This window comes from Candidatus Binatus sp., assembly GCF_036567905.1.
Taxonomy (GTDB): domain Bacteria; phylum Desulfobacterota; class Binatia; order Binatales; family Binataceae; genus Binatus.
The window spans coordinates 1-12,000 of record NZ_DATCTO010000089.1; the positions used below are offsets into that span (position 1 = coordinate 1).

15 protein-coding genes, 1 tRNA gene and 1 pseudogene are annotated in these 12,000 nt (G+C 60.0%); 11 read left to right on the forward strand and 6 right to left on the reverse strand.

The annotated features are described in order from the left end of the window. The first annotated feature begins 176 nt into the window (after window positions 1-176). Window positions 177-431: a hypothetical protein gene (locus VIO10_RS13430; protein WP_331965088.1), complete on the forward strand. Its 255-nt coding sequence runs from the start codon at window positions 177-179 to the stop codon at window positions 429-431. After that, window positions 431-589 (forward strand): hypothetical protein, encoded by a 159-nt coding sequence (locus VIO10_RS13435; protein WP_331965091.1) that lies wholly within the window; start codon window positions 431-433, stop codon window positions 587-589. Before VIO10_RS13430 ends, VIO10_RS13435 begins: the two co-directional genes overlap by 1 nt. 317 nt (window positions 590-906) lie before the next feature. On the opposite strand, the gene VIO10_RS13440 is transcribed toward VIO10_RS13435, so the two are convergent. Together VIO10_RS13440 and VIO10_RS13445 are read right to left on the reverse strand one after the other, a co-directional pair. Then, complete coding sequence (locus VIO10_RS13440) at window positions 907-2,064, reverse strand: tyrosine-type recombinase/integrase (protein WP_331965094.1); 1,158 nt, start codon at window positions 2,062-2,064, stop codon at window positions 907-909. Window positions 2,065-2,072: 8 nt separating this feature from the next. Beyond that, window positions 2,073-3,146, reverse strand: a complete 1,074-nt coding sequence (locus VIO10_RS13445) for a hypothetical protein (protein ID WP_331965097.1) — start codon at window positions 3,144-3,146, stop codon at window positions 2,073-2,075. Window positions 3,147-3,219: 73 nt separating this feature from the next. Between VIO10_RS13445 and VIO10_RS16240 the strand changes: the two genes are divergently transcribed. The 8 genes from VIO10_RS16240 to VIO10_RS16335 all read left to right on the forward strand — a co-directional run bounded on the left by VIO10_RS16240 (window position 3,220) and on the right by VIO10_RS16335 (window position 8,575). After that, on the forward strand, window positions 3,220-3,465 hold the full coding sequence (locus VIO10_RS16240; protein WP_349259249.1) for a helix-turn-helix domain-containing protein: 246 nt from the start codon (window positions 3,220-3,222) through the stop codon (window positions 3,463-3,465). A 189-nt stretch (window positions 3,466-3,654) separates the two neighbouring features. Beyond that, on the forward strand, window positions 3,655-3,975 hold the full coding sequence (locus VIO10_RS13450; RefSeq protein WP_331965100.1) for a hypothetical protein: 321 nt from the start codon (window positions 3,655-3,657) through the stop codon (window positions 3,973-3,975). Next, window positions 3,965-4,903 carry a hypothetical protein gene (locus tag VIO10_RS13455; protein WP_331965103.1) on the forward strand — a complete coding sequence of 313 codons (939 nt, stop codon included), beginning with the start codon at window positions 3,965-3,967 and terminating at the stop codon, window positions 4,901-4,903. Before VIO10_RS13450 ends, VIO10_RS13455 begins: the two co-directional genes overlap by 11 nt. A gap of 198 nt (window positions 4,904-5,101) precedes the next feature. Then, window positions 5,102-5,584, forward strand: coding sequence for a phage terminase small subunit P27 family (locus VIO10_RS13460; protein WP_331965105.1), 483 nt, complete (start codon window positions 5,102-5,104; stop codon window positions 5,582-5,584). Beyond that, window positions 5,584-6,861, forward strand: a complete 1,278-nt coding sequence (locus tag VIO10_RS13465; protein WP_331965108.1) for a DNA modification methylase — start codon at window positions 5,584-5,586, stop codon at window positions 6,859-6,861. The genes VIO10_RS13460 and VIO10_RS13465 overlap by 1 nt, the downstream gene beginning before the upstream one ends. Before the next feature lie 111 nt (window positions 6,862-6,972). Then, on the forward strand, window positions 6,973-7,521 hold the full coding sequence (locus VIO10_RS13470) for a hypothetical protein (RefSeq protein WP_331965111.1): 549 nt from the start codon (window positions 6,973-6,975) through the stop codon (window positions 7,519-7,521). A gap of 445 nt (window positions 7,522-7,966) precedes the next feature. Then, window positions 7,967-8,347, forward strand: a complete 381-nt coding sequence (locus VIO10_RS13475) for a helix-turn-helix domain-containing protein (protein WP_331965114.1) — start codon at window positions 7,967-7,969, stop codon at window positions 8,345-8,347. Window positions 8,348-8,377: 30 nt separating this feature from the next. Beyond that, window positions 8,378-8,575, forward strand: coding sequence for a helix-turn-helix domain-containing protein (locus tag VIO10_RS16335; RefSeq protein ID WP_414645330.1), 198 nt, complete (start codon window positions 8,378-8,380; stop codon window positions 8,573-8,575). Between the two features lie 270 nt (window positions 8,576-8,845). On the opposite strand, the gene VIO10_RS13480 is transcribed toward VIO10_RS16335, so the two are convergent. Further along, window positions 8,846-9,109, reverse strand: coding sequence for a hypothetical protein (locus VIO10_RS13480; RefSeq protein WP_331965117.1), 264 nt, complete (start codon window positions 9,107-9,109; stop codon window positions 8,846-8,848). Between the two features lie 39 nt (window positions 9,110-9,148). Between VIO10_RS13480 and VIO10_RS16340 the strand changes: the two are divergent. Further along, window positions 9,149-9,703 (forward strand): annotated as a pseudogene (locus VIO10_RS16340) (site-specific integrase); the annotation flags it as partial. A gap of 160 nt (window positions 9,704-9,863) precedes the next feature. Here VIO10_RS16340 and VIO10_RS13485 read toward each other — a convergent pair. From VIO10_RS13485 to VIO10_RS13495, 3 genes are all read right to left on the reverse strand, one after another. Further along, a tRNA-Arg gene (locus VIO10_RS13485) sits at window positions 9,864-9,940 on the reverse strand. A gap of 66 nt (window positions 9,941-10,006) precedes the next feature. Beyond that, the gene (locus VIO10_RS13490; protein WP_331965120.1) at window positions 10,007-10,522 is read right to left on the reverse strand and encodes a nuclear transport factor 2 family protein; all 516 of its coding nucleotides are present in this window, start codon (window positions 10,520-10,522) and stop codon (window positions 10,007-10,009) included. Window positions 10,523-10,567: 45 nt separating this feature from the next. Continuing rightward, entirely contained in the window at window positions 10,568-11,818 is a 1,251-nt protein-coding gene (locus VIO10_RS13495) for an acyl-CoA dehydrogenase family protein (protein ID WP_331965123.1), read from the reverse strand. Between the last annotated feature and the right edge of the window lie 182 nt (window positions 11,819-12,000).

Below are 12,000 nucleotides of genomic sequence, written 5' to 3' on the forward strand. Positions count from 1 at the left end.
CCCTTCGCAAGTAAACTCGCCGCGCGCATCCGCCGCCGTTCCAATCTGTCGAAGTCCCTGACTACCCCTGCTGGAAATCCCATGCCCTGTAGCCTAACAGAAAATCACAGCAATGTCACTATATTACGCGAAGCTCAATAACGACGCTAGGCACCAGCGTCAAAACTCAAGTGAAAGTGAACGCGGGGATTGCAATGGTGACCCCTGCGGATTACATCGTGGAGCTACTTATGCGTGACGACGTACAAGAGGACCGTTCGGATCGTGTCGCCAAACCGCCCAAGAAAAAATCTACCGCCGCCTTTGATGCGGCAGCGGTCGTTCTCGATTCCGAAACTCAAACGACGAGAAGAGGCGCGATAATTCCCGTTCCGACGCACAAGCAATTCGAGACCGATCTTGCGAAGGCCATCCGCAAACGGAAACCCTGATGGACGATCAAGAACCAATGCTCAAGGAATTGCGCGCGATCCGCGAGCATCTGGCGCGCATCGATTTCCAAATGAAGGGGTTAATGATCAGCGTGGATTGCATCTTGCTTTTTTTACTCGCCTTCGTAATTGGGCGGTTCTTTCACCTGTGGAGCTAAGAGAATGGGAAACGGTACCCCCGACATCGCGCCGCTTCGATTGCTTGCCCTCTTTAATCCACTGCCCCACCGTGCCGCGCTTGTTGTAGAAGCGCGCTATTATCCTGATTCAAACTCACACCAACACCAGGCGATTTACAAACGCGAAGTTCGGCCTCGGGTTGAGTCCAAGGGGCTTTTCACGGCCGCTGCAAGAGGCCAGTTCTGCCTCGCGTTGGCATATTGGGCGAAACGAAATTTGCGCGCACCGACGATACTGCCGTTTTGTGTAGGCAAACGGCGACCGTTCGCGATCTGGCCCGCGATCGCGGCTAACGTTAGCCCGGAAGAGCGAGTGCCGCGTCGATCTCGGCTGCGGCCTTCTCCTGCATTCCCGGCAAAACGTGAGAGTAGGTGTCGAGCGTGATGCCTATGGTCGAGTGGCCGAGCCGCTCTGAAACAATTTTTGGATGCACGCCGCGCGCGAGCAGAATAGTCGCATGCGTATGCCGCAGATCGTGGAATCGCACGCGCGGCAACTTCGACTTTGGGTCGCAGATCGCATCGATGAATTGGTGAGTCACCGTTCGCGGATGAAGCGGGCGACCGTCGATGCGGCAGCAGACAAGGTCGCCAGCGTTGTACCGAGCGCCGAGCTTGAGTCTCAGACGCGCCTGCTCAGCGCGGTGCTTTCGGAGTGCCTGGACCGCAACCGCCGGTAAAGCGACGGCCCGGCGAGACCGCTCGGTTTTTGGTTCTCGGAATTCAAGACCGGCCTTCGATTCATCAAGCGTACGGCAAATTGACATGGTTGCCGTCTCGAGGTTGATGTCGCTCCATTTCAGTCCCAGGATCTCGCCGCGCCGCAGTCCGGTCGTGAGGGCGAGTGTGACCGGGAGCGCAAGAGTGCGATTGCCCTCGACGAGCGCAAGCAAGGCAAGAGACTGTTTCTCATTGAGCGCGCGCATCTCGAGGCGCGGCGCCTTTGGCGGCTCGACCTTATCGGTGGGATTGCGGGTCAGGAGGTCCCATTTGACCGCCCGAGAGAGCGCTTGGCGTAGTACGCGGTGATGATGCAGGACGGTGCGCGGCGAAAGGCTGCCTCCCTTGCGCCGGCCAGTTTGCCGCGCTTTCGAGTAGTAGGCCTGAATCTCCAGAGCGGACAGCTTCACGAGTTCCACTTTTCCGAGAGCAGGCGAGAGATGCTTTTTAACAATCTCCTCATAACGTTCAAAAGTCCTCGGTGAGGTATGCTGTTTGGCCCAAGCTTCGAGCCATCGAGAGAGATATTCCTCGACGAGGATATCGCTCGGTGCGACGTAGTTTCCCTCTTCGACATTTGTCAACCGTGAATTGAGGATGCGCTGCGCCTCGCGCTTGCCGCAATCCGGAATCGTTTCCCAGCGCTGCCGCCGACGGCCGGTCTTCGGGTCGGGCCCGAGGTCGAAAATGAGCGTCCACGAGTCCTTGCCGCGCTTCTTGATATAGCCTTTCATCGGATTGACTAGCCTCCGCGCTGCGCACGTTTTTGAGCTCGCCATCGGCATTTCTTGGAACAGTAAAGGGACTGCGGCCGGCCACTCGAGACAAACGGTTTGTGGCATTCTGCGCATTCGCGTGCCTTGCCCTCAGGCAGGTCAGACAGGGCCATCATGGCGAGAGCTCCAAGAAGGGAAGATGACGACCAGCCCTGTCTAAGCCCGCGACCCTCCTGCAGGTACGGCACCGCCCTTACCGGCGCAAGAAGTCCGATGAGCGGATCGAGGCCCCTATATACCTGCATCAACTTGTCGCTTCCGGCTTTGTATCTCTTGATTCGCATTGCGGCGACGGCCCGATTGAGGCTGACCGCTTCCCACAAGAACGTACTCACAGGTTCTGCATAAGCGCGCCAGAACTCATCGGACAGCGGAAATGGGCATTCCAAGACTAGCCGCCCTTCCGAATCTCTTGCTTGCGGAAGCTCGGGGAAAAAGTCTGCAACAAATTCCAGGGAAGCAGATGCGAAAGTTCCGGTTGCAGTTTTCATCAACACGCCAGGGGGAAAGGCATCATCGTTAACCAGCGTTTCGGCAGTGTCCCAGTACCGTGGAGGCGCGCCGGTTCGGGAATACAGCACCTGCGTGACGAGTTGCTGCGGGGCAGGGGCAGGTTCGCCGAAGGTGCGATGAATTATCCTTCGCCAAAACTCAGCCGCCTCTTTGTCGCGCTTCTGGCGCGGCGTCAGCGCTATGAAGAATGCCTGATGTGGCAGAACACCTAACAGCCCGAATTTGCGGCACCAACCCAAAATCCTTTCGCTATGACGCGTGGCAATTTCGCTGATAGCGGCTTGATCGCGGGGCGGCCTGGAACGCGGATCAGTCCACCCGATCTCGTAGACCAGATTCAGCAGTTCTTGGTAGGGCGTTGGGCGATCTTGGTGAAGCGGCCGTGCCTTCTCCCACGCACTCCAGGGATCGTATTCCTCGCATCGTACGCCGGGCTTGGGCCTGACGTAGGTGAACCTACGAGCGTCCTGAAATAGCTCGTATTCGGAGAATCGCCACCATTTCGCGGTCATCAAAGATCGAGCCATCAACCTTCTCGCTTGTCCGCGCAAAGTCTGCATCTAGCACGGACATAAATAATGTGCGCGAAATATGTCCTGAATGCAAGGTGCCAGAAATCATACGGTGGCAGAGCGTTTGACATTGACGATCGATGAGGCTGCGCGAGCGCTCGGAATCGGCCGCAACTCGGCTTTCGCCGCTGCTCATCGCGGAGAAATTCCAATCATCAAGATCGGCCGGAGACTTCTCGTGCCGAAGGTGGCGTTCGAAAAAATGCTTGCTGAGGTCACTTCAGGGGCTAACGAGCAGGCTGAAGAGACTCGGCCTCCGGAGCGGCTCAAATGAGACAGTTCGCGCAATTGAGGCCGGGCCTTTGGACAGGTGCCACCGGCAAACGGATCCGCCGACTGGGTCCCGAGCTCCACGTCGTAGCGCCGTACTTAATCTCAGCTCCGGGCGCGGACGCGCTGGGGCTGTATTACCTGCCGCTGATAACGGCAGCACATAAAACAGGATTGCCGAGGAGCTGATGCTATGAGCGCGGCGGCGATCGTTTGGGCGTGGGAGCGGCGCGGGTTGGGTCTGCTGCCGAGGCTCGTCCTTCTCGCGCTCGCTGACTTCACGAATTCAAAATGCGACGTTACCGTTCCGGTCGTCGACCTCTACAAAGTGCTTTCGCAGATGACCGAGAGGTCGGCCGCCGAGGTCGAGTCCGCCTTACAGGAGCTTGCGGACCGGGCGCTTATCGAAGCAGCCCCGGAAGGCAGGGGCTATTCGCTGTTGGCTGATCCACGTCGGCTCAGTTACGGCTGCGGCACTCGAACCATAAATCAGCGGGGGAAAAATGAGCACTGATCTCCGCCTGGACGCAGGATGCTGCGATCACCCAAAGGTCATCAAACTGGTCAAACGGGCTGGAGAGGGCGCCTTTCGGTGCTGGATACGTTTGCTTGGGTGGACCGCGAATAATCGACCATCAAGTGGCGATCTTAGGGGACTCGACGATGAGGATATCGAGGAACTGGCCCGGTGGATTGGAGATTCTGGAGTGTTTGCGCCCGCCCTTCGAGAGTTGAAGCTTCTCGACGGCGGTCCTGGCAAATCAAGGGTACACGACTGGAAAGAGCACCAGCCGTATCTCGCGCATGCTGACGATCGGCACCAGCACGCGCACAAAGCGGCAGCAGCCCGCTGGAAGGGCAAATATGGCGAGACTATTGACGACGCCGCGACGAGCGATTCTGCGGGGATGCCGCGAGCAAACGGCGAGCATTCAATTAGCACTGCCGAGCGCAATGCCCCTGATCCTGATCCAGCTCCGTCTCCTTCTCCAAATCCTGATCCTTTACCGACTCCTTTACACGTGACCGAACAAGAGAGGGAGGGGCGCGCGCGCACGCCGGCGCGAGAGCGCAAAAGTTCCAACAACATTAGCAACAGAAAACTTGGACCCTGGCCTAAAGATTTCGCGCTCGATGCGGAGTTGAGATCGTTTGCCGCCGGGGCTGGTTGCGATGCCGAGGCAGAATTCGCGGCTTTCCATGACCACTGTCTCGCGACGGGGAAAGAATACGCAGACTACCGGCGGGCATTCATGGGATGGATACGCAAGGCCGACAAGTTCGGGCCAGTGGCTACAATCGCGACGGCCGAACCGAACCAAGGAGATCGATTTAGCTGCCGCGAGGGAGGTTGCGAGCATGTGTGTCACCACAAGGGCTGCTCGGGGCTTCCGTCGGATGTCTGTAGATACGGTCCGGAGGAAACCTCGACTCGCGCGTAGAGGGTCGCGAATTAGCGCGAAGGGAACGAATGGGCGAATGCCACGGCTCGCCTACCGTGCGGCGAGGGGGATAGGGGGATCAAATCTCTGGGAGTCGGCGCGCGTTGACCGTTGCGCACCTCAGCGTAAATCGGCGCGTTGGAGATAGGGGTGGGGGGTGCTGCGGGCGAGGAGCGGTTCTGAAATGAAGGAACTTGCATGAGAGGAAAAACACCAACGCCGACGACGCTCAAGATCATGCGCGGCAACCCTGGTCGGCGCCCACTGAACCGCGACGAGCCGTCGAGTCCGCTGCTTAAGCGGATGCCGCCAGCGCCGGGCTTTCTTGACGACGAGGGCAAGCGAGCATGGTCTCTCGAAGGCCGGCGCCTGATCAAAGCCGGACTTCTGACCGCGCTCGACCTGACTATGTTCGGCACCTGGTGCATTTGGTATTCCAAGCGCGACATCGCCTCGCGCGCGGTCAATAAAAGCGGCCTGGTGATCAAAGCTGGCGGCGTCGGTAACCCGTACATTAACCCCTACATGTCCGTGATCTCGATGTGCTCGAAGGCGATGCATCAGATCGAGATCGAATTCGGCCTAAGCCCGGCCTCGCGCACAAAAGTTAAGTCGCTCAATCCCGCCCAGAGAAGTTTGTTCGATGCCCTGCTTGATGATGAGGAGGAGGCCGGCTCGTGATGGAGATTGAACTTTGGCCGATCGACCGCCCGGTTCCTTACTCGAAGAACCCGCGGAAGATTCCGCAGTCCGCGATCGACAAGGTTGCCGCGAGCATCAAGGAATTTGGCTGGCGCCAGCCGATCGTCGTCGATGCCGCCGGCGTTGTCGTGGTCGGCCACACCCGATTGCTCGCCGCACACAAGCTCGGCTTGCTCGAGGTCCCGGTGCACGTTGCCGCCGATTTGACCGAGGCGCAATGCCGCGCCTATCGCATCGCAGACAATCGCGCCGGCGAAGAAGCCCGCTGGGACGATAAATTACTAAAGCTCGAAATCAGTGAATTAGGTGTGCTCGCAGAGCTGACCGGGCTCGACCCCAAGGAAATGGGGCGCCTGGGCTTGGCCGAGGACGCCGCACAGGACCCCATTCCCGCGCCACCGGCTAGCCCTGTGGCGCGTTTGGGCCAAATCTGGCAACTGGGTAAGCATCGGCTCCTTTGCGGCGACTCTACGCGCCCGGAATACGTTTCACGCCTGATGGGCGATGAAAGGGCGATTTTGTTCGCGACTGACCCGCCGTATGCGATCGGGTACTCTGGCGGCTCGCATCCGGCCACGAGGGCGAACCGGGCCAAAGCCAACCGCGACAAGGACTGGTCGAAGGTCTACCACGAAGCTGGCCGAACCGCGTTCGAGAACGAGGACGCCGGCGGCGATAGCGGGCGCGCGTTCTATCTCGCCTTTTACAAAGTCGCGATCGAACGCGCGATCGCGCCTAACGCAGCCTGGTACTGTTGGCACGCGTCCACGAGGCAATCGATGCTTGAGGGCGTCTGGAACGAAGTCGGCGCGTTTCACCATCAGCAAGTCATCTGGTTCAAGAGTCGGCCCGTCCTAACCTACAGCGTTCTCATGTGGGCCCACGAACCCTGTCTTTTCGGCTGGGTTCGGGGCCAGAAGCCGCTCGTCGATCACAGCTATGGCAACCCAGGCACCGTCTGGGAGGTTCCGAACGCCGAGGTGGAGAGCAGCGACCATCCTACAAGTAAGCCTAACCGTCTTTTTGCCATTCCAATGGAGCTTCACACGCGCCCGGGCGACCTCTGTTACGAGCCTTTCAGCGGGAGCGGATCGCAACTCATCGCTGCCGAGCAGCTCGGGCGCCGCTGCTACGCGATCGAGCTGGAACCCCGCTTCGTCGACGTCGCGGTCTCGCGATGGGAAAAACTGACCGGCCAAAAAGCGACCATCGCGGATGTTATCGAACCAGACCAGGAGGCCAGCGGAGCTGGTTGAGGACATGAAATTTTGCAGACGTCTGCACATCCGCCCGCTTCGCTCGGGGACTATTTTAGACGTGACATCCAACGGTCTGTCTGAACATCATTCTCCTATTCGGAGGGTATTATGAGGAACTATCTTATCGCGTTTAGAGATTGGCTCTGGACCAGAGCGCGGTTGATGCCGAGGGATGAGGCCGCGCGACGGCTGGCTGATTACGACCTTGAAGCTACTACTGGAGAACTTTATTCATTCGGTAAGCTTCTCTTGGACGAAGGCATTCAGCGCACGGGCCAACTAGAATCCAAGGCAACTATAGTGGTCGGCTACAGCGGCGCACTTATTGCCTTTCTGCTGACTCAGCCAGCGACGACAAACTCTTTAGTATGGTGGGCAACTATCGTAGGAGCTGCGTGTGCACTTGTGGCGTTGACGCTCGCTTTTTGGGCAGGGCGCATCCACAGGTCTTATTGGCTCAGCGATAACACTTGGCTTCCTGACCGAAAGATCGCCAAAGCTTTCACACTGCAACTTAATTATTTTGAAGCTATTTTCGAGGTTAATCAGGACCTTAGATCGCTGAATCTACGTAAAGGCAACCTCGTGTTTCTCGCACAATGGACCCTTCTTTCCGCGGTGATTGCGGTTACGGTCGCGCTCTTCGCCAGTCGATGAAGCAACGATTAGTTATCGCTCTTCTTAATTGGGTCGAGGTCCTTCGGAATCCCGCTGGGCGGCCAATTATGAGGAGCTGGCTGAGGCTGGGGCGGTTGTTCTTCGGACCGGCGATCCGGTTCCTTCCTTTCGATTGGCCGTTGTTTCTCATCGATCATATTTTTCGGTCTCCTGGTAGTCTTTTGTTCCTTCGATTTCGTTTGCGGCGTGGTCTGGAAGTAATACTAACGCTATCTGGGTCAACGCTCACAACGGCTTTGAGAGCTTCATGAAACGTCAGCGGATGGATACCGGCTTGGCTTTTGGCATAAAACCGCGCGATACGGCAAGTGGAGTTGGATTCTGGGCATGAGTGCCATGCCTAACATAATCCTCGCAAAGGTCGGGGACGTCAGCATCACGGCCGCCGTCGCCTCGACGTGCTGCACCGAGGAATGAAGCGGTGATGGACCCGGCAACCGAGCAGCGCATCGCGTCCGTGCCGACCTTGGACGACATCGCCCGCGATCCGGGATGCGCCGGCGGTTTGCCGCCCCGCACGCTGGCAGCGCTGCAGAGCCGGGCGGCCATTGTTCAAGCCGCGCTCGCGGCCGAGGCTCTGGCGGCGGCCACTGAGACGGCCCAGGTCCGAGCGAGCATGCCGGCGCCGGCGGCGGGACTCCTGACCGCGAAGCAAATGGCCGAGTATCTCAAGGTGCCCGAAAGCTGGGTTCGGTCCGAGGCTCGTGCCGATCGAATCCCAAAGAGGATGGTCGGACGATACGTGCGCTTTGACGCCTCTGAGGTTGAGCGTGCTCTCTCGCAGCGCAGGGTTGCATGTCGCTAGGGAGTCCGCTATCCGGCACGTGCCACGCATATGCGACCTATCAAGACGAAACCGGAACAACTACGGAGAATCAGACGAAAGCTCGGCTGGACCCTGCAAGAACTGGCGCACCAGGTGGGCCTAGCGCGCAATTCGGTCGCGCGATGGGAGAGGGGCGAGATGGCGATCAGCGAGCCAGCCACGCGGCTAATTCAGAGAATCGCGGATGACCGAAAGGTGAAACGGTGATCGATGCCTAACCCGCGAAAGCTCCCGAACGGCCGGTGGCAGGTGCGGTTCCCGGCTCCGGACCGCCATCGCGAGAGCTTTGATACGAAGAAGCTGGCAGACGCGGCCCTTACCAAGGCCAGGGACAATCGCAACGAGGGCATCTACATTGCGCCGAAGACCGTTCCGACCTTCAAGGAGGTCGCTGCGGACTGGTTGAAAGGGAAAGCTGGCTGCAAGCCGAGCACGTTGGATGCTTGGCGCGTGCACATCGATGTCCATCTTTTGCCGCTACACGGCCTGCGAGTGAATCAGATTACGATCGGCAAGGTCGAAACCGTCCGCGATGCTTTGCTCAAAGATGTCTCCGAGAAGGACGCAACCGAGGAGACGCCGGAGCGGAAAGGGCTTGCCGCACAGACCGTCAACAAAGTACTGACGACGGCCGCCGCAGTCCTCGATCGTGCAGTACGCCACAATTGGTGCATCAGGAATCCGGCCGCGTCGGTCGAACGCGCGCGGATCGCGCCGAATCAGGTGATCGAGGGCGAGCATCAATCCCGTGACGCGAATCGTCCCGTGCGCGAGGACGAAGTGCTTAACCTAGACGAGATCCGTCGTCTGCTCGACGCCGCGGAGGCTGGCTACTATCGCACGCTGTTCATGACTGCAGCGCTGACCGGCATGCGTTCGGGCGAGCTGCTCGGACTCAGATGGTCCGACGTTGGACTTCACGAAAATCGCATCCACGTTCGCCGTTCTCTGAGCTGGGCTCGGGTGCGAGATTCAGAGGGCCAGCCGCCGGAACTCTCGCAGCCGCGATTCTTTGAACCGAAGACCGCGACGAGCCGGCGCATCATTCCGTTGTCGGCGGAACTCACCAGCGCTCTGAAACGGTGGAAGCTCCAATGCCCGAAGGGCAAGGATGAACTGGTATTTCCTTCGCCGACTTCGCCGACCGGCGCGCCGGCGCATCGCAGCAACGTGCTCAAGCGCGGGCTCTACCCTGCCCTTACCCGCGCGAAGCTCCGGCGCGTCGATATGCATTCGCTGCGTCATTCCTTTGCCTCGATCCTGATTGCCGCCGGCACCCCGATCACCGAGGTTCAGGGACTCCTGGGCCATTCCAGCGCGCAAACGACGCTGAAGGTGTACTCCCACTGGTTCCGGACCCTCAAAACCAGCTCGATTGACACCCTGGCGAAGGCATTGCTCGAAACCAGTGGACACATGGTGGACACTTCGAGCGACGAGGCCGGCCGTATCGCCGTGAACGATGGAGAAAACGTTAGCGATTCTAAAGAGAATTTGGTGCCCCCTGAGGGATTCGAACCCACGGCCCCAGGATTAGGAATCCTGTGCTCTATCCATCTGAGCTAAGGGGGCACCCGGACAATTGAGAAAGTTACGCCGATGCGCGGCGCGGACCAAGCGGACTGCGCGGGGCGGCGCTCAGCGCGATGATTGCGCCAGTGTGCTCAGAAATCGTTGCTTCGCCCATCCTTCACGAAGCGGTGCGATGAAGAAAATCGCGGCGTTGCGCATCTCGAAGCGCCACGCGCCTGCGTCGCGCCGGTAGCGATCGATGTAGCGGCCGGCGCCGACGACTGCTTCGCCGGAGATCCGATCGATGGCGGTAAGCTCGAAATAGCAGTCGCCTGACGCGCGGTCGCCGTCGATCGAGACGCGATGATTGTGGACCGTGTGCGCCATGTCGCGCAGCGCAGCCGGCACCACGGCGGTGAAGAAATTTCGCAGCTCGGCGCGACCGCGCGAGACCGCCGGCGTCATCCCGCCGCCGGCGCCGCGAAAGTCGCAGCACGCGTCCTCCGTGAAGCAGCGTTCAACGAGTTCGTCGAAACGCCCGTCGTCCACCAGAAAGCAGTAAGTGGCCGCGAGTTCGCGAATCTGCTCGCGATCCTCGAGAATCCGCAGTCGTTGTTCGATGCTCGAGTCCGTGGTATCCAACGTTTTCCCCTCCCGTTTGGTCCGGATGGCGGCGGGCGGCCTTCGCTACAGCATCGAGGCCGCGATCAGGCCCAGGTAATTATTCTCGCCGTCCGCGATCGTGCACGCAGTGGCGTCGCGCAGGAACATCTCGGCCGCGTACTCGCGGGTCATTCCGTTACCGCCGTGGAGCTGCACCGCCATGGTCGCGACCTCGAACGCCGCGTCGGAGCAAAAGACCTTCGAGGTGATCGACTGATCGAGGCGGGCGGGCTCGCCGCGCGAAAGCCGGGTGAGGTTGTAAACGTAAACGTCGCGCGAGAGCGCGTGCGAGGCTCGAACCAATGATGCCATGCGGAACAGTCTGGCGCGCACCGATTGATGCTCGAAGATGGGCCGTCCGCCCTGGATGCGCGATTTGGTGTAGGCGAGCGCGCAATCGAAGGCGGCGCGCGCGATCCCGGTCGCCATTGCCCCGACCGCCGCGTTGAAGGCGGTGAGAGTGGCCTCGACATGGGCGGTATAGTTGGCGCCCTCGGCGATCATGTAGCGGCGCGGGATGCGGACCTCGTCGAAGAAAATCTCGCCTTGCGGCAAAGCGCGGAATGCATGCTTGTCGAGCGGACGCCCGCGCGATATTCCGGGAAGATTGAGCGGCACGAAGCATACGCCGCCGTTGTCCAGTGCGTCGCTCGAGCCGAGCTGCACGTTCACCACGGCCACGGTTGCGATAGGTGCGTTGGACACCCAGGCGGACTTCTGCCCGCTCAGGACCCACGAGTCTCCGTCGCGCCGTGCGATCAGGTTGCCGCGGCCTTTTACTTTGAGGTCGGGCCGCATCACGCCAAGCTGATCGGAGCCGTGATCCGGCTCCGTGATCGCCCAGCATCCGATAATCGAGGCGCCCGCCTGGCTGAAGTATGGCGCTGAGAACTCGGCGATTAACTCGCCATTGCCGGTCGCCAGCGCGGCCCCTGCGGGATAGGAGGCGAGAAAAATAACGCCGGCCAGCCCGACATTCCCCCACGACAATTCCTCGAGCACCATGTGCGCGGTTGCGGGCGACGCCTCAAGCCCGCCAAGCGCCGCGGGTGCGCTCAGTTTGGTAAAGCCCAGCTCACCCGCCTGGGCCAGAACCCTGTAAAGCGGCGAGCCCGGCGCGATCGCCGCCTCCGGCGTCATCCGGTCGATCGCAATGCCGGCGGGACGCAGTACCTCGGCGGCGAAACGGCGAGCGGTATCGCGGATTTGCAGCTGCTCGGCGGTCAGGCTCAGATCGTACTCGAAGGCTTCGTACACATGCGCGGCGGTTTCCATCTATGGATGCCCTCGTTGGTGCGCTCTCGTGCTTATCTGTCGGATGCGAATCGCAGCCTTTGCCAGAACGCCGCCCGCCGTCGCGCGCGCAGTCAACCGGAATTTGCGTTTTGAGTCTCCGATTCCCAGTCCGCTATAGACCCGACGGCTTCCCTGTGCAAGGTTCCAGGCCGGTTTCGTTC

What these genes read in the sequence shown, in the direction of transcription:
- VIO10_RS13435 (WP_331965091.1), top strand. Translation starts at nt 431, where the DNA reads ATGGACGATCAAGAACCAATGCTCAAGGAATTGCGCGCGATCCGCGAG.
- VIO10_RS13440 (WP_331965094.1), bottom strand. Translation starts at nt 2,064, where the DNA reads ATGAAAGGCTATATCAAGAAGCGCGGCAAGGACTCGTGGACGCTCATT.
- VIO10_RS13445 (WP_331965097.1), bottom strand. Translation starts at nt 3,146, where the DNA reads ATGGCTCGATCTTTGATGACCGCGAAATGGTGGCGATTCTCCGAATAC.
- VIO10_RS16240 (WP_349259249.1), top strand. Translation starts at nt 3,220, where the DNA reads ATGCAAGGTGCCAGAAATCATACGGTGGCAGAGCGTTTGACATTGACG.
- VIO10_RS13450 (WP_331965100.1), top strand. Translation starts at nt 3,655, where the DNA reads ATGAGCGCGGCGGCGATCGTTTGGGCGTGGGAGCGGCGCGGGTTGGGT.
- VIO10_RS13455 (WP_331965103.1), top strand. Translation starts at nt 3,965, where the DNA reads ATGAGCACTGATCTCCGCCTGGACGCAGGATGCTGCGATCACCCAAAG.
- VIO10_RS13460 (WP_331965105.1), top strand. Translation starts at nt 5,102, where the DNA reads ATGAGAGGAAAAACACCAACGCCGACGACGCTCAAGATCATGCGCGGC.
- VIO10_RS13465 (WP_331965108.1), top strand. Translation starts at nt 5,584, where the DNA reads ATGGAGATTGAACTTTGGCCGATCGACCGCCCGGTTCCTTACTCGAAG.
- VIO10_RS13470 (WP_331965111.1), top strand. Translation starts at nt 6,973, where the DNA reads ATGAGGAACTATCTTATCGCGTTTAGAGATTGGCTCTGGACCAGAGCG.
- VIO10_RS13475 (WP_331965114.1), top strand. Translation starts at nt 7,967, where the DNA reads ATGGACCCGGCAACCGAGCAGCGCATCGCGTCCGTGCCGACCTTGGAC.
- VIO10_RS16335 (WP_414645330.1), top strand. Translation starts at nt 8,378, where the DNA reads ATGCGACCTATCAAGACGAAACCGGAACAACTACGGAGAATCAGACGA.
- VIO10_RS13480 (WP_331965117.1), bottom strand. Translation starts at nt 9,109, where the DNA reads ATGCTCGCCCTCGATCACCTGATTCGGCGCGATCCGCGCGCGTTCGAC.
- VIO10_RS13495 (WP_331965123.1), bottom strand. Translation starts at nt 11,818, where the DNA reads ATGGAAACCGCCGCGCATGTGTACGAAGCCTTCGAGTACGATCTGAGC.